The sequence below is a fragment of the Ligilactobacillus ceti DSM 22408 genome (assembly GCF_000423245.1).
Classification (GTDB): domain Bacteria; phylum Bacillota; class Bacilli; order Lactobacillales; family Lactobacillaceae; genus Ligilactobacillus; species Ligilactobacillus ceti.
In genome coordinates this window covers 1-15,944 of record NZ_AUHP01000017.1, presented here as the reverse complement: position 1 = coordinate 15,944, position 15,944 = coordinate 1, and the positions used below count along the sequence as shown (strand labels likewise).

General features: G+C 33.7%; 15 protein-coding genes. 2 read left to right on the top strand and 13 right to left on the bottom strand.

Going from position 1 to position 15,944, the window contains the following annotated elements; translation table 11 throughout:
- Window positions 1-5: 5 nt before the first annotated feature.
- The 9 genes from glgD to murB all read right to left on the bottom strand — a co-directional run bounded on the left by glgD (window position 6) and on the right by murB (window position 11,366).
- Window positions 6-1,151, bottom strand: coding sequence for a glucose-1-phosphate adenylyltransferase subunit GlgD (gene glgD / locus G540_RS0102465; RefSeq protein WP_027106728.1), 1,146 nt, complete (start codon window positions 1,149-1,151; stop codon window positions 6-8).
- Entirely contained in the window at window positions 1,141-2,283 is a 1,143-nt protein-coding gene (locus tag G540_RS0102460) for a glucose-1-phosphate adenylyltransferase (protein ID WP_027106727.1), read from the bottom strand. Before G540_RS0102460 ends, glgD begins: the two co-directional genes overlap by 11 nt.
- Window positions 2,284-2,350: 67 nt before the next feature.
- Complete coding sequence (glgB, locus tag G540_RS0102455; protein ID WP_027106726.1) at window positions 2,351-4,261, bottom strand: 1,4-alpha-glucan branching protein GlgB; 1,911 nt, start codon at window positions 4,259-4,261, stop codon at window positions 2,351-2,353.
- A 214-nt stretch (window positions 4,262-4,475) separates the two neighbouring features.
- A complete protein-coding gene (locus G540_RS0102450; RefSeq protein WP_027106725.1) occupies window positions 4,476-4,784 on the bottom strand; it encodes a hypothetical protein in 309 nt (102 codons plus the stop codon).
- A 280-nt stretch (window positions 4,785-5,064) separates the two neighbouring features.
- Window positions 5,065-6,885 (bottom strand): glutamine--fructose-6-phosphate transaminase (isomerizing), encoded by a 1,821-nt coding sequence (glmS, locus tag G540_RS0102445; protein ID WP_027106724.1) that lies wholly within the window; start codon window positions 6,883-6,885, stop codon window positions 5,065-5,067.
- Between the two features lie 236 nt (window positions 6,886-7,121).
- Window positions 7,122-8,480 (bottom strand): phosphoglucosamine mutase, encoded by a 1,359-nt coding sequence (glmM, locus tag G540_RS0102440; RefSeq protein ID WP_027106723.1) that lies wholly within the window; start codon window positions 8,478-8,480, stop codon window positions 7,122-7,124.
- 38 nt (window positions 8,481-8,518) lie between these two features.
- On the bottom strand, window positions 8,519-9,553 hold the full coding sequence (locus G540_RS06915) for a CdaR family protein (protein WP_051188931.1): 1,035 nt from the start codon (window positions 9,551-9,553) through the stop codon (window positions 8,519-8,521).
- A complete protein-coding gene (cdaA, locus tag G540_RS0102430; RefSeq protein WP_027106722.1) occupies window positions 9,550-10,389 on the bottom strand; it encodes a diadenylate cyclase CdaA in 840 nt (279 codons plus the stop codon). Before cdaA ends, G540_RS06915 begins: the two co-directional genes overlap by 4 nt.
- Before the next feature lie 71 nt (window positions 10,390-10,460).
- Window positions 10,461-11,366, bottom strand: a complete 906-nt coding sequence (gene murB / locus G540_RS0102425; RefSeq protein WP_027106721.1) for a UDP-N-acetylmuramate dehydrogenase — start codon at window positions 11,364-11,366, stop codon at window positions 10,461-10,463.
- A 176-nt stretch (window positions 11,367-11,542) separates the two neighbouring features.
- On the opposite strand from murB, the gene G540_RS0102420 reads away from it, so the two are divergent.
- Window positions 11,543-12,076 carry a 3'-5' exonuclease gene (locus G540_RS0102420; protein WP_027106720.1) on the top strand — a complete coding sequence of 178 codons (534 nt, stop codon included), beginning with the start codon at window positions 11,543-11,545 and terminating at the stop codon, window positions 12,074-12,076.
- Between the two features lie 51 nt (window positions 12,077-12,127).
- Here G540_RS0102420 and tsaE read toward each other — a convergent pair whose 3' ends face one another.
- The 3 genes from tsaE to G540_RS0102405 are packed head-to-tail and all read right to left on the bottom strand — an operon-like array spanning window position 12,128 to window position 14,278.
- The gene (gene tsaE, locus G540_RS0102415; RefSeq protein WP_027106719.1) at window positions 12,128-12,583 is read right to left on the bottom strand and encodes a tRNA (adenosine(37)-N6)-threonylcarbamoyltransferase complex ATPase subunit type 1 TsaE; all 456 of its coding nucleotides are present in this window, start codon (window positions 12,581-12,583) and stop codon (window positions 12,128-12,130) included.
- 1 nt (window position 12,584) lies between these two features.
- Window positions 12,585-13,574, bottom strand: a complete 990-nt coding sequence (gene pta, locus G540_RS0102410) for a phosphate acetyltransferase (RefSeq protein WP_027106718.1) — start codon at window positions 13,572-13,574, stop codon at window positions 12,585-12,587.
- Window positions 13,575-13,576: 2 nt separating this feature from the next.
- Entirely contained in the window at window positions 13,577-14,278 is a 702-nt protein-coding gene (locus tag G540_RS0102405; protein ID WP_027106717.1) for a uracil-DNA glycosylase, read from the bottom strand.
- A gap of 122 nt (window positions 14,279-14,400) precedes the next feature.
- On the opposite strand from G540_RS0102405, the gene G540_RS07225 reads away from it, so the two are divergent.
- Window positions 14,401-14,907, top strand: a complete 507-nt coding sequence (locus G540_RS07225; RefSeq protein ID WP_051188930.1) for an LURP-one-related/scramblase family protein — start codon at window positions 14,401-14,403, stop codon at window positions 14,905-14,907.
- A 59-nt stretch (window positions 14,908-14,966) separates the two neighbouring features.
- Here the strand turns inward: G540_RS07225 and G540_RS06905 are convergent.
- A partial coding sequence (locus tag G540_RS06905; protein ID WP_035463554.1) for a DUF1542 domain-containing protein occupies window positions 14,967-15,944 on the bottom strand: 978 nt, incomplete at its 5' end.

Sequence of the window (15,944 nt, the reverse complement as noted above, 5' to 3'; positions counted from 1 at the left end):
AATTTCTACCCTCCATAAATATCATCAACAATACAACTATCTTTGGGAATAATTAAAGGACGGTCCGGTGTCCCAATTACCTTCACTCCTGGTGAAATAACAACATTCTTATCTAAAATAGCATATTTAACAGTAGCTCCTTCACCGATACTACCATTAGCCATAATAATTGCACCTTCAACATCACTATCTTTTTTAATACTTGTGCGTCGTGATACAAAACTGCGACGTAATTTACCTTCAATCACAGAACCTGTAGCTAGATGACTAGATTGTACATCTGATTCTGGTGAGAAATAAGTAGCTACTTCGTTTTTTGTGCGTGTAATAACTTTTTGACTAGAGAATAATAACTCATTGAAGTTTTCTGGTTCTAATAACTCCATATTTGCTTGATAATAACTCTTAACATCAAAAATATTGCTAGAATAGCCTGTATATTCATAACCATTAGTTGGAATTTTTGTCATTTGTTCTACTAAAAATTCAATTAAACTAGCAGGTGCATCATTTTCTTGTCCTTCATACAAAGCTTCAATTAACCACTCTGTATCAACAATAAAAATATCCATACATAAATTATATAAATCAGTTTTATTAGCAACATCACTAAAGCGGCCATGTTCAATAATCCGATTATCTGCACCAAACTCTAAAATTTGATCTTCATTAGCAATTTTATCTTGCACTTCACGTTTAAATACTACTGACATTTTTTCTGGACGTTGTTTATGAATTCGAACAGCTGCTTTCAAATCTATATTACACAACATTTGACTACCCATAATCACAGTATATGTTGATTTAGATTTTTGTAAAAATTCAATTGTATTTGCTAAATATTTCTTACCTTCAGCTTTTTTACGTAGAATATCTTGATAAAAGTTCACATATTGATAACTCCCAATACTATCAAGTCCCCATTCACGACTACCACCTAAATGGTCAAAAACTGATTTGATTTTTCGTTCATTGAGGATCATTAATAACGTCCGAATATTAGCATTCACAACACTAGATAAAGCAAAATCCATCAAACGATATTTGCAATCAAAAAACAACGCTGGTAACGGCCGTGACGCTGTTAATAAAGCTAAGCCTGCTGGTTCATTTTCATTTGTAATAATTGCACTGATTTTATTAGCCTTCATCGATATCCACCCCTACTACTTCTGCATTTCCGACAACTGCAATTTCTGTTTGACCATCAATAATTGCATCATTTCCTATAATCGCATCTTCACCAATAATCGCATTATTAATTTTGGCATTTTTACCAACAATAACCCCAGGCATAATAATGCTATCTTTAACTTTAGCACCTTCTTTAATTTGAACATTAGAAGATAAAATACTATGTTCAATATCACCTGAAACATAACAACCATCAACAATCATCGAATCTTTAACTTGAGCCTTTTCGGTAATAAATTGTGGTGGTGCCACTGGATTTTTAGAATAAATCCGCCAATTTTTATCCCGAATAGTTAATCCACTTTCATTATCTAAGAACTCCATATTTGCACTCCAAAGTGAATCAATCGTCCCAACATCACGCCAGTAACCATTATATGTGTGTGCAAAAACTCGATCACCACTCTTAATATAAAATGGAATAACATTTTTACCAAAGTCTAACATTTCAACATCTTTATTAGCACTATTCACTAAAACTTCCCGAAGTCGTTTCCAATTGAAAATATAAATCCCCATGGAAGCATGATTACTTTTTGGATTTTCTGGTTTTTCTTCAAATTCAATAATCCGATCATTATCATCAGTATTCATAATCCCAAACCGAGGTGCTTCTTCCATTGGAACATCGATAACTGCCACTGTTAACTCCGCATTATTTTGTTTATGTTGTTCTAACATTTCATCATAATCCATTTTATAAATATGATCGCCTGATAAAACTAAAATATATTCTGGATCCATTGAGTCGATATAATCAATATTTTGATAAATCGCATGGGCAGTTCCTTCAAACCATTTGCTACCTTCATTATTGGAATATGGTTGTAAAATTGTAATTCCAGCATCTAGTCGATCTAAGCCCCAACTTGCACCATTCCCGATATGATTATTTAAAATCAACGGTTGATATTGAGTAACAACACCTATATTTTTAATTCCCGAATTCACACAATTACTAATCGCAAAATCAATAATTCGATACCGTCCTCCAAATGGTACAGCAGGTTTGGCTACATTTTGAGTTAATTTTCCTAAGCGAGTTCCTTTACCACCAGCCAGGATCATTGCAAGCATTTCATTTTTCATAAACAGAGGATGATCACTATCAGTAACCATCCGGCCACCTCTTTTCATTATATTTGGTAAATCTTATTTATTTTCTTTTTCGACGATATTTAATTGTTTTCGGTTTGAGTATTAATGCTCCCAACGCCGGTACAGTTGTTGTGATTACATCTTGATAATCTTTAAATGGCGCTGATTGTGTGATTACATTAGGATTTCCTTGTTTCCAAGTACCGCCATATTCACTCAATTCACTATTTAATATTTCTTCATATTCCCCCGCATATGGTACTCCAATTTGAAAATCTTGATATTCAATTGGCGAGAGGTTCAAAATAACAATCACAAAATCTTTTTTACGCTTACCTTGACGAATAAAACTTAAAACAGTTTGCGCTTGATTATCAGCATCAATCACTTCCAAAGTTTCTGGTTGATCATCACACTCCCACAAAGCTCTTTCTGTTTTATACAATTCATTTAACGTAGCCGTAAAATGTTGCATTTTTTTATTTAAAGGATCTTTTAAATCATCCCATTCTAAACCTTCGTAATACTTCCACTCTAAAAATTGGCCCCATTCACTCCCCATAAAGAGTAACTTTTTCCCAGGGTGTCCAATTAAATACGTATATAAATTACGTAATTGGGCAAATTGTTTATAACGATCGCCCCACATTTTATGCATTAAACTTTTTTTACCATGCACTACTTCATCATGTGATAATGGCAAAATATAATTTTCTGCCAAACGATACATAAATGAAAAAGTTAACATATTCAAATGCTCTCCTCGATAAAGCGGATCCATTTGATAAAAGTTTAAAACATCATTCATCCAGCCCATATTCCATTTATAATCAAAACCTAAAGCTCCCGTTTCAATTAAGCCGGTGATTTTTGTACTAGAAGAACTTTCCTCAGCAATCATTAAAACATCAGGATGGTTAAACTTAACGACACGATTTAATTCTTGTAAAAAAGCAATGCCGGCTAAATTCAAATTAGTGCCTTGTTCATTTGGTGTCCAATTAGGATTATCATAGTCCAAGTACAACATATTCGAAACTGCATCAACCCGAATACCATCAATATGGAATTCTTCAATCCAATATAAGGCACTCGAAATCAAGAAAGATTGGACTTCTGGTTTATCCAAACCAAAATTCAAAGCTCCCCAACCACGATTATTCGCTTGATCAATATCGTTATATTCAAAAGTTGGTGTCCCGTCATAATACGCTAATGCATCATCATTAACACAGAAATGTCCGGGTACCCAATCTACTAAAACTCCAATATTTGCTAAATGACATGCTTCGACAAAATCTTTAAATTCTTCCGGAGTTCCATAAGCTTCACTAAGAGCATAATATCCAATTAATTGATATCCCCAAGATGCCGGTAAAGGATGTTCCATTAATGGCATAAATTCAACATGGGTATAACCCATTTTTTTCAAATAAGGAATCAACTCATCCTTTAAATCAGTAAAATTATACGGAGTTCCATCAGCGTGATGTCGCCAAGAACTTGTATGTACTTCATAAATATTCAATGGTCTTTCAAAATAATTTGAGCGTTTCTTACGTCCGCGCCATAATCCATCATGCCATTTTTTTATTTCTGTAGGATATATATACGCCGCATCATGCGGACGTGGTTCAAACCTAACGGCAAAAGGATCAATCTTATAAATTTCGCGACCGTCTGCTTGTTTTATTTTAAATTTATACATCTCACCAATTTGCGGTAAAGTTGTAAAAATACTCCAAATTCCATACTCATCTTTTTCCATGGATAAATCAGCTTGCCACTGATTAAAATCACCAACTAACCAAACAGCCTGCGCTTTGGGTGCCCAAACACGAAAAACAAAACCTTTTTCATTATGCTTGGTCATTTCATGCACACCTAATAACTTTTGGAGTTGATAATTATGACCATGTTTGAAAGCTTCTTTCGCTTCTTTGAGAGTCAAAACATTTCCACTAGTCATATCTTTTTCCTCCCTCTAACATAATCAACCTACATTTATATTTTAGCATATCACGAACTGTTTTTTCTAATCATAAGGCGCATTTTTTGAAAACGCTAACTCACACTGGTACTAAGGTTTAAATCAGTATTAACCCGCCTAAAAAACACTGTGATATGAGAGTAAAATTAAAAGCGTATTAAAGTTATTTTATTGATAACTTCAATCCGCTTTTTTAGGCAATCTTATTCTCTTTTAAAATATTCTTAACAATTTCTTCTATTTCGGGCGTTCTTTCCCAACGTTCAAATTCCGTAAAATCTTCTTCGGGCATTGTATATGTCTGATTAATATATTCTTCATATTTCATAACATTTCCAGAATGTGGAATATTCAACTGAATAATACGCACATCTTTGATAAAACCACGATTAGCAGCTAATTCAGCACGGCCATTTTGAACCATATTCGAAATTTCATAATAACTTGTACCATCATTACAAATAATTTCTTCAATTAAATCAAAAACTTCCTGACTTTTCATAGGTCTACATATCCCCTTTCTCCAAGCTTAGTTAAATTATACAACGCTCGTCACCCTCTTTTCAAATCTGTTTTATTTTAGACAATAAAAAACCACTACTTTTCAATATATGAAAGTAGCGGTCAGCATAAGAGAGAAAGAGAATTGATTTGAAGGTATGTATATTACCTTACAAAGAAGATTTTAACTTATTTTGAAAGCGTTGTCAATCTTACTAATAAAAGAAAAAAACGAGTTGTTTTTTTAATTTCACAACTCGCTTTTTTTCTCAATTTATATTTTATTCAACAGTTACACTCTTAGCTAAATTACGTGGTTTATCAACATCATAACCGCGATTTTTACTTGCATAATACGCTAATAATTGCGCCGGAATAATGGATACTAATGGTGTTAATAATGGATGAACTTCAGGAATCACAATTTGATCTTGATCTTGTGATAATGAATCCATAACAATCCGAATAACATTGGCACCACGTGCAATAACTTCTTGTACATTACTTCTAGTATGAGCTGCTGTTAACTCATTAGTAATAATCGCAATAACTGGTGTTCCTTCTTCAATTAACGCAATTGTACCGTGTTTTAATTCCCCTGAAGCAAATCCTTCTGTTTGAATATAAGAAATTTCTTTTAATTTCAAAGCAGCTTCAATGGCAACATCATAATCAATACCACGACCAATATAAAAGGCATTACGTGTTGTTTTCAAATATTCATCAGCTAACATTTCCATATTATATTTTTCATCAACCATAATTTGCATAGCATTGGCAACGAGTGTTAATTCTTTTTTCAAGTCAAATTCAATCGCTTTTTGCAAACCTTTCATTTGACCAATTGCTTTCGCTAAAATAGCTTCAACCGCAACTTGGGCTGTATATGCTTTTGTTGACGCAACCGCAATTTCAGGACCTGCATGTAATAACATTGTATATGATGCTTCCCGTGATAAAGTTGAATTTGGTACATTTGTAATTGTTAAACTTGGGTAATTCCATTCATTAACACGTTTTAAAACTTCACGACTATCAGCTGTTTCTCCACTTTGTGATAAGAAAATAAAGAATGGTTTTTCAGCTAATAATGGTGGATTATAGGCAAATTCAGATGCTACATGAACTTCAGTTGGAACTTGGGCAATTTTTTCAAACAACTCACGTCCAACTAAACCAGCATGATAACTTGTCCCTGCAGCCACAACATAAATTCGTTCTGAATTTTTAATTGCTGTTAACATTTCATCATCAATTTCAACAGTTCCGTCAGCGTTTAAGTACACTTGTTGTAACGCACGCATCACAGCTGGTTGTTCATCGATTTCTTTTAACATATAGTGTTCGTAAGCACCTTTTTCAGAAGCACTTGCATCAATATCAACTGTAAAGTGTTTTCTTGTCACTGCTTCGCCATTTTTATCTTGAATAGCTACTTCTTGTGGTGTAATCACAACAACATCACCATCAGTTAATTCAATAAAATCATGCGTAATATTTAACACTGCCATGGCATCACTACATACAACATTAAATTCTGGTCCAACACCTACTAATAAAGGACTCTTATTTTTAGCTACAAATAAAGTATTAGGTTGTGTTTTATCCATCAAAACAAACGCATATGAAGAAGAATGATCAACTACTGATAAAACTTTTTTAAAGGCAGCTAATGTATCCAAGCCTTCTTTTTCTGCAAAATAAGCTACTAATTGAACAATCACTTCTGTATCTGTTGCACTAACAAAATTCACATCACTTAAATATTCAGCTTTTAATTGTGCAAAATTACCAATTACACCATTATGAACTAAATAAAAACGACCATTTTCAGAAACGTGCGGATGCGCATTATCTTCACTTGGTACCCCATGAGTTGCCCAACGTGTATGACCAATCCCTGCATCCCCATGTACATCAGATGTGATTTTTTCACGTAATTTAGCAATTTTTCCTTGTTCTTTAATTAAGTAATCTTGTCCTTGTAAATCATTTACGTAAATACCAGCAGAATCATATCCGCGGTATTCTAATTTTTCTAAACCGTGTAAGAGTACTTCAACAGCATCTTGACGACCGGTTACCCCAACTATTCCACACATTATTTAAAACTTCCTTTTTTTATAATTTATTACCAACCTCACAAGATTGGTCTAGATAGATTTCTTTTACCGAATACGATAAAAATACTAGTATAATATAACTTATTCTCTTTTCACTGTCAAATTTTAACACAATTGGTCTAGCTAAAACACTGATTAAAATTCGCATTTTAAGCATCTAAAAAAAGAGTTAATAAGCATATGCTTACTAACCCTTTTATGAGAAATTTTTTATTTTATTCAGTTATTCCCATGCGAGCTTGAACAACATCAACAATTTCTTGCACATATTGATGAACTAACTCTTCTGTTTTAGCTTCCGCCATAACTCGTAATAAATCTTCAGTTCCGCTTGGTCGTACTAAAACGCGACCTTCACCTTGCATCTTAGCTTCAACATCAGCAATTACTTGTAAAATTTCTGGATCATTTAATGCTGCTTGTTTATCAGTAACACGGACATTAACTAATTCTTGTGGATATGTTTGCACTTCATTTGCTAATTCTGACATTGCTTTACCAGTTTGTTTCATAACATTTAAAACTTGTAAAGCAGTTAACATTCCATCACCAGTTGTATTAAAATCTAAAAATACAACGTGACCAGATTGTTCCCCACCTAAGTTATAACCATTTTTACGCATTTCTTCCACCACGTAACGGTCACCAACTTTAGTCTTAACTGTTTCTAATTCATTAGCTTCCATCGCTTTATAAAGTCCAATATTACTCATAACAGTTGTTACAATTGTATCTTTTTTCAAACGCCCACGTTCATTCATGTATTTACCACAAATAAACATTAATTTATCACCATCAACAATTGTGCCGTTTTCGTCAACCATAATACAACGATCACCATCACCATCAAAAGCAACACCAACTTGTGCTTCATTTTCCACAACAAATTTAGCCACTGCTTCTGGGTGTGTTGATCCAACACCCTCGTTAATATTTAAACCATCTGGATTAGTTGCCATTGTTAAGAAATCAGCACCTAAATCAGCAAACAACCGTGAAATCAAAGCAGAAGTTGCACCATTTGCACCATCAATCGCTACTTTAATGCCATGTAAATCATCAGGAATTGTTTGTTCTAAAAATTGTGTATATTTCAAGGCACCTTCTGGAAAATCAGTTAATGTACCTAATCCTTGAGCTGATGGACGTGGTAAATCATCTTGATCTTGTTCTAATAAAGCTTCAATTTCTGCTTCTTTTTCATCAGATAATTTAAAACCATCACCACCAAAGAATTTAATCCCGTTATCTTGCACAGGATTATGAGATGCTGAAATCATAACACCAGCATCAGCATCTTGTAAGCGAACTAAGTAAGCTACACCTGGAGTACTAATTACACCTAATGAGAAAACTTCAATCCCTACTGATAACAATCCAGCAATTAAAGCTTGTTCTAACATTTGTCCAGAAATCCGTGTATCACGACCAACCAACACACGTGGTGCACGATTTGCTTTGGCAGCATGTTTTGTTAAAATATATCCACCATAACGACCTAATTTAAAAGCTAATTCAGGGCTTAATGTTTCGTTGGCAATCCCACGAACCCCATCTGTTCCAAAATACTTCATTAAAAAATCCTCTTTTCTAGATTATAACTTTCAAAATCTTAGTTATTCTCTGCAACTTTATCTTTATCTTTTTTTGTAGCTGGTTTATCTTCTTTATCAGAACTATCAGTTACAACAATTTTAACTTCAATCACTTTAGGATTCACTTGCGTAATACCATTAATTGAAGGATTAATTTGAATTGTTTTTACTTGATTATTCACAATCCCCATAATCGAAATTGGAACTTTCAAAGTAGTTAAATCAGCTAATGCTTTTTTAGTCCCTTTGACTTCAACAGTTTTTGTTTCAGAACTAAAACTATACTTCTTACCAGCAACTCCGGCCCCTGATGCAATCAAATCTATATTAACTTTCTTGCTAGCAAGTGCTTCATAAACCGGTACAGTAACTTTTACTGTAGCTGGATAAATATTAACATCTAATAAATGTCCATTCTTATCAATTGCTTTCAATAAGACTGATCTTGTATAAGTTTTTTGTGTTTTACTTGGTAATTGAATATCAGCAACCACACTATCAATCCGTTTAATATCTTGTTTTGAGCCAGTAATTTCGGCAGTTTGTTGACTAGCATAAGCTGTACCAGCCGCATAATTTTTCGCAATTTGGTTCGCATCAAAACGAACTTGAATTGGTAAAACAACATGTTTTTTCTTACTAATTTTAACATTAACATGTGCAGGTACCACACTGACCGTTAATTCATCATTCAAACCAGTTGTTTTTAATTTAACTGTATGATCACCTAAGCTTAAACCATTCAAATCGGCATAAACTTCAAAATTACGTACATTTTCAGTCGCAACAACCATCGCTGTTGGGCCTGTAATTTTAACTTTAACTTCTTCAGGATACCCCGAAACAAAATATTTATCACTATCAATATTAATCTTCAAAGGTACTGTCATAGTAACAGCTTTATTTGACATAAAACCAGCATCGTTATTTTGTTGTCGTGTAGAGCTTAAATGACTCGAATTAACATATGCAAACAAAAGTATCGCAAAAAAGAGCGCCACGATTTTATATAAGAGTTTTGAATTTAAATAATTCGTTTTTTTCTTTTTCATTTCGTTTTACCTCCTTTGAATAAATTATCAAAGAAGCGCGCCACAGAATTTTGATTTTCTGTTTCGGCTGGTAGTAATTCATTATTTAATAACTTAAGATATTCTTTTTGTGTTAAATCACGAATCAATTCATTATTCTTGGTAATTGTTACGCCACCAGTTTCTTCGGAGACAACAATTGTCAAAGCATCCGTAACTTCACTAATACCTACCGCTGCCCGGTGTCTTGTCCCTAAACTTTTTGGAATCAAATTACTTTCCGATAATGGTAAGTAAGCAGCAGCTACAGCAATTTTATTATCTTTAATAATCACAGCCCCATCATGTAACGGTGTATTCGGAATAAAAATATTAATTAATAATGCGCCCGTAATATCCGCATCTAATGGAATACCTGTTTCAATATATTCATCCAATCCTGTTTGAAGTTGAATGGTGATTAAAGCACCAATCCGCCGTTTGGACATATATTGAATCGCTTCATCTAAAGCATTGATCATTTGTTCTTCTTCTCTAATTTGACGTTTATTATACTTAAAGATCGAACCACGACCTAAATGTTCTAAACCACGCCGAATTTCTGGTTGGAAGATAATAATCATCGCAATGAATCCCCAGTTAATAACTTGATCCATAATCCAGGATACCGTTTCTAAACCAAGATACCAACTGATCATTTTAATTAATACGATAATAATAACACCTTTAAATAATTGAACAGCTTTAGTTCCTTTTAAAAGCATCATCAAGCGATAAATAACAAACCAAACAACCGCAATATCGATTAAATTAATCAAGTTATGCCATGTTATTAAATTAGCCCAATCAATCTGCATATATTCTCTCCCTCCCATTTTGTAAATACTCTTAATTATACCACGTTTCTAACTTCGTTTAGCAATTCAACTTAATCTTCACCAATAATCCGGACTTCTGTTTCTAATTGCACAGCAAATTTTTCTAAAATAACAGCTTGAACATGCGAAATCACTTGCATATAATCAGTAGCTGTTGCTTGATCAACATTCACAATAAAACCTGCATGTTTCAAGGAAACTTGAGCTCCCCCAATTTGAAATCCTTGCAACCCAGCATCATGAATTAATTTACCTGTATAATAGCCTTCTGGTCGTTTAAAAACACTTCCACATGAAGGATACTCTAAAGGTTGTTTTTCAGCTCTTAAACAGTTCAATTCATCCATTTTAGCACGAATAGCCGTAGCTTCACCTGGTGTTAAGTGATAAGTTGCTTCTAAAACAATATCTTGTGTTTCTTGAACTCGTGAATGACGATAGCTAAAGTTCATTTCAGCATTAGAGTAAGTTTTTAATTCACCAGCTAAAGTTAATACTTTAACTTCTTTCACAACTTCACTCATTTCTCCACCATAAGCACCTGCATTCATAAAAATAGCACCACCAATACTACCTGGAATACCTGCCGCAAATTCTAAACCAGTCAAACTAGCTTCATACGCTACTTCACTTGTTTCGATAATTCCTGCTCCAGCTTGTGCTACAATTTCATTTTCATGAACTGTGATATTTTTCATATCAGTTAAAATAATTACCAAACCACGAATTCCACCATCTTTAACAATTAAATTGCTGGCATTTCCTAAGACTGTCAGTGGTAATTTTTGTTCATCGACTACTTTTAATAATTGTTGGACTTCCCGACTATTTTTTGGGAAAGCTAAATAATCAGCTGGTCCCCCAGTTTTTGTATAAGTATAATTTGACAATGGTTCATTCATTAAAATTTTAATTTCAGGATAATTACTAAAGAGATTGTTCTTTGTTAATTTCATTTCATTTTCCTTTCCAAGTTGCTTTTCATCAACTTGTTAAAATACATTACCTTTTATTTTATCATTTTTAACAATTTTTGCGAATCTTTACCGAGAAATTCTCACTTTTAACGTTTTTTTCACAAGTCTATGGTATTCTTATTATCAATAACAATCATTGAAAGGAGGTCATTTTTATGGATTTTATCGCTTTAGATTTCGAAACAGCTAGCGCCAAAAGACACAGCGCTTGTTCACTAGCACTCACAGTAATCAAAGACAATCAAATTGTCGATTCTTTTTATGCTTTAATTAATCCTCAAACTCCTTTTAGTTGGTATAACATTAAAGTCCACGGAATCCATGAATCTGATGTTGCTTTAGCACCCACCTTTGCTGAAATTTGGCCACATATCCAAAATCTTTTCACACCAAATCAGCTAGTTGTTGCCCACAATGCACCATTTGATTATAGCGTTTTAAAAGCAACGTTGAATTATTATAATTTAGAGTTACCTCATTTCCAATTACTAGATACTGTTAAAACAAGTCGTTTTTATCACCCTGACTTACCTAATCATAAATTAGATACAGTCTCTCAAGCACTAAACATCGATTTAACACAACATCATAATGCTTTATATGATGCAACTGCTTGTGCGGGTATTTTATTACATCAAATCAATCAATTCGGAACAGCCGATTTACCCAAATTTATTAAAAATGTCTAAAAAGCATAACCCACCATTAACATTTAAGTGTTAATCGTGAGCTATGCTTTTTTATTGTAATTTTTGAATTAAGTTTTCGTAATGTTGACCTTGTGCTAATAAAACCAAAGTCCGTTTTTCAAAATCATTTAAATCTTTTTTCAACTGTATCGTTAAATATTCTGGTGGTAAATCATCTGCGACAAATTTACCCCATTCCACAACACAAACACCATCACCGTTGAAATATTCTTCTAACCCTAAATCTTCTCCACCAATGCCTTCTAATCGATAAAGATCCATATGATATAAAGGCATAGTTCCGTCATGGTATTCCTTAATCAAATTAAATGTCGGACTCTTCACATTTCGTTTAATCGCTAATCCCCGAGCTAAACCTTGCGTAAATGTTGTTTTACCAGCACCTAAATCTCCATCTAATAAAATGACATCATTTGGTTCTAAAAACGTTGCTAAATTTTCTGCAAAAGCTTGTGTTTGCAGAGCATTCTCAACTATCAATTCCATCTTATTCCTCACTTTTATCTTGTATTAATTTTGCTTGTGCAGCTGTAATAATCGCTGTTTGGTAAATATCTTCCGAACTTGCGCCTCGGGATAAATCAGAAATTGGTTTATTCATTCCTTGTAAGATAGGTCCAATCGCCTGATAATGACCCATTCTTTGTGCAATCTTATATCCAATATTAGCTGATTGTAATTCTGGGAAAATAAACACATTGGCTTGCCCTGCTACAAGGGATCCCTTGGCTTTAGTTTGCGCAACATTCATATCAAAAGCTGCATCAAATTGTAATTCACCATCAATCGCTACATTTGGTTTTTCTGCTTGAATAATTTTCGTTGCTTCAGCGACTTTTGTAACTTGTTCTGCTTTGGCTGATCCATGTGTTGAAAAACTTAACATCGCAACTTTAGGATCAATTTCAAATAATTCCGCTGTTTCTAAACTAACTTTAGCAATTTCAGCTAGTGTTTGTGCATCAGGATCAACATTAATGGCACAATCGGCAAAAATATATTTTTCAGTATCTTTTAACATTAAAAACGCAGCACTAATGCGTTTAACTCCTGGCTTAGTTTTAATAATTTGTAAAGCTGGCCGCACTGTATCAGCTGTAGAATGTGCTGCTCCAGATATAAGTCCGTCAACTTGATGTAAATAAACTAACATTGTCCCAAAATAATTCACATCTTGTAACAAACGATGTGCATCCTCAATCGTGTTTTTACCTTTACGCCGTTCAACAAAAGCTGCTACCATTTCACTTTTATCATATTCTTCCGGATCAATTATCTCCACTTGATCTAAATTTAAATGATTCTCTTGAGCCAATCGCTTAATTTTATTCACATTACCTAAAACTACTGGTTTAACTAGTTGCTCTGCCACTAATTGTGTCACTGCTGTTAAAATTCGTAAGTCTTCACCTTCTGGGAAAACTAATTTAATACCTTGAGCTTGAATTTTATTTTTTAAATTATTAATAATTTCCATTTTTATTCATCCTCACAATCTAAAGTAACATTTTGCGGTAATTGCCAATTAATCGGTTGATAACCGAGTTCTTTTAATGCTTGATTTGTTTTTGAAAATGGTTTCGATCCAAAAAAGCCCCGATAGGCTGATAATGGACTAGGATGTGGTGCTTTAATAATAATATTCCGATTCTGATCAATAAGCTTTTCTTTTTGTTGTGCTGGTTTGCCCCACAATATAAAAACAACGGGTTCTTCACGTTCGGATAAAGCTTGAATCGCATAATCCGTCAATTGTTCCCAACCTTGATTTTTATGCGAATGTGCTTGCCCTTTCCGTACAGTTAATACTGTATTTAACATCAAAACGCCTTGTTGTGCCCAACTTTTTAAATAACCATGTTGGACAGGTTGAATATCTAAATCCGTTGCTAATTCTTGATAAATATTCCGTAATGATGGCGGAATTTTTTGTCCTGGTAAAACAGAAAAACTCAAACCATGCGATTGTTTCGGACCATGATATGGATCTTGGCCAATAATCACAACTCTAACGTCTGAAAAAGGTGTTAATTGAAATGCTGTATATATTTGTTCCATTGGTGGATAAATTGTCTGAGTTTGATATTCTTCTTTTAAAAATTCACGTAATTCTAAATAATATTCTTTTTGAAACTCAGGTGCTAAAATATTTTGCCAATCATTATTGATAATTGTTTTCAAACCATCACCTCCCCCTTTAAAAATACTTTCATTATAATTATACCTTAAATTCTACTATTTCGTGTTAAAATGAAGTTAAGAGCAATATAATTCGGATGATTTTTTCAAGGTAGGTGTAACTTATGTATTCACTTTATTGTCGCGAAAACAACTTATACTGCGCGCCAACAGTCACTTTCAAAAATCAACAAGATCAACCATGTTATTTCTTGATGCAAAATTTAACTAATAACTTGAAATCTTATCAAGTATATTCAATTTGTAATCAAGAATGTGCCCGGTTAATGCAAATTAAACCTGATAAACAAATTTACGCCCTCTATCAGCAAGCTAAATTAGTCGGGATTTGTCATTATCATCAAAAGTTCGGTAAAAATCATTTATGGGTCAAACATTTAAATTGGTTAATCATTAATAACCCCCGTAAAAAAACATATCGAATTTATCATTTTAAAGAATTAATCGCTACCATTAAACCCGTCACTCGTGATAATGGTACTTATTTAGAATGTAATATCGGAAAACAAACTGATGAGCCCCTTGTTCTTGGTTTATTAACAATTTTACATTCTTGTCCAGTGGATCCTATTTTACAACATAATTTACAAACTGATTTGACATTATCTTAAATAAAAAAACTCCAACAAACAAATGTTTGTTGGAGTTTTTTATTTTATTTGATAATCAATTATTGAGCATCATCTTCATCATTATCTTGATTACGTTTCTTCCAAAATCCGAAGAATCCCACACCGGAACCGATTACTGCTGCTACAATCGCTGCTATCCAGCCTTTATTGAATATGCCATCTTGAGCTTCATCAACTTCAGCTGTTGTTTTAGCTTGATCTACTTTCTTCTTAGCTTTATTAGCTGCTTTTGTAATTTCTTTTTTAACTTTAGTTTTTTCTTGAGAAGTTAATTCTTGATTTTCAGTAATTTCGCTTGCCGCTGCTTTTGCACGATTATCAATACCTTTTTTCGCTTTACGCTTAGCATCATCTAACGCACGTTGTCGATTTCTTTCAGCTTGTTCAGCCGCTGCTCGTTCTTGAGCTTCACGTTCTAACTTAGCTGCTTTATCTGCATCTTGAGCCGTTTTTACAACTTGATCGATTGCTGATTTTCCAACTTCTGTAGCTGTTTCAACATCAGCTTTTGTTACTTTTTCAATTGCCGCATTTGCGTCTTTGACCGCTTGGTCAACTTCAGCTGCTTTGGCTTTCTTATCTGCTTCTGTTAAATCTTTCAAGCCGGCAATTGTTGCTTTCGCTTCTTTGGCTTTATCCGCAATTGCTTGTTTGGCTGCTGCCTTAGATGAATCTAAATCTTTAGCCGCTGTTACAACTTGATCGATTGCTGCTTTTCCAGCTTCTGTAGCTGTTTCAACATCATCTTTTTTTGCTTTTTCAATTGCTTCATTTGCGTCTGTGACCGCTTGGTCAACTTCAGCTGCTTTAGCTTTCTTGTCGGCTTCTGTTAAATCTTTCAAGCCGGCAATTGTTGCTTTTGCTGCTTTGGCTTTATCCGCAATTGCTTGTTTTGCTGCTGCCTTAGATGAATCTAAGTCTTGCGCTGCTTTCACAATTTGATCAATTGTTATTTCGCCTTTACTTTGTTCACTAGCTACTTCATCTTTAGTTGCTTTATCGATTGATTCATTTGC

Excerpts from the sequence above, each read along its gene's own strand:
- tsaE (WP_027106719.1), bottom strand. The coding sequence starts at position 12,583 with ATGGAATTGATAGTTGAGAATGCTCTGCAAACACAAGCTTTTGCAGAA.
- G540_RS0102420 (WP_027106720.1), top strand. The coding sequence starts at position 11,543 with ATGGATTTTATCGCTTTAGATTTCGAAACAGCTAGCGCCAAAAGACAC.
- murB (WP_027106721.1), bottom strand. The coding sequence starts at position 11,366 with ATGAAATTAACAAAGAACAATCTCTTTAGTAATTATCCTGAAATTAAA.
- G540_RS0102450 (WP_027106725.1), bottom strand. The coding sequence starts at position 4,784 with ATGAAAAGTCAGGAAGTTTTTGATTTAATTGAAGAAATTATTTGTAAT.
- pta (WP_027106718.1), bottom strand. The coding sequence starts at position 13,574 with ATGGAAATTATTAATAATTTAAAAAATAAAATTCAAGCTCAAGGTATT.
- cdaA (WP_027106722.1), bottom strand. The coding sequence starts at position 10,389 with ATGCAGATTGATTGGGCTAATTTAATAACATGGCATAACTTGATTAAT.
- glmS (WP_027106724.1), bottom strand. The coding sequence starts at position 6,885 with ATGTGTGGAATAGTTGGGGTAACCGGTCGTCAAGATGCTGTTGAAGTA.
- glgD (WP_027106728.1), bottom strand. The coding sequence starts at position 1,151 with ATGAAGGCTAATAAAATCAGTGCAATTATTACAAATGAAAATGAACCA.
- G540_RS07225 (WP_051188930.1), top strand. The coding sequence starts at position 14,401 with ATGTATTCACTTTATTGTCGCGAAAACAACTTATACTGCGCGCCAACA.
- glgB (WP_027106726.1), bottom strand. The coding sequence starts at position 4,261 with ATGACTAGTGGAAATGTTTTGACTCTCAAAGAAGCGAAAGAAGCTTTC.
- G540_RS0102460 (WP_027106727.1), bottom strand. The coding sequence starts at position 2,283 with ATGAAAAATGAAATGCTTGCAATGATCCTGGCTGGTGGTAAAGGAACT.
- glmM (WP_027106723.1), bottom strand. The coding sequence starts at position 8,480 with ATGAAGTATTTTGGAACAGATGGGGTTCGTGGGATTGCCAACGAAACA.
- G540_RS06915 (WP_051188931.1), bottom strand. The coding sequence starts at position 9,553 with ATGAAAAAGAAAAAAACGAATTATTTAAATTCAAAACTCTTATATAAA.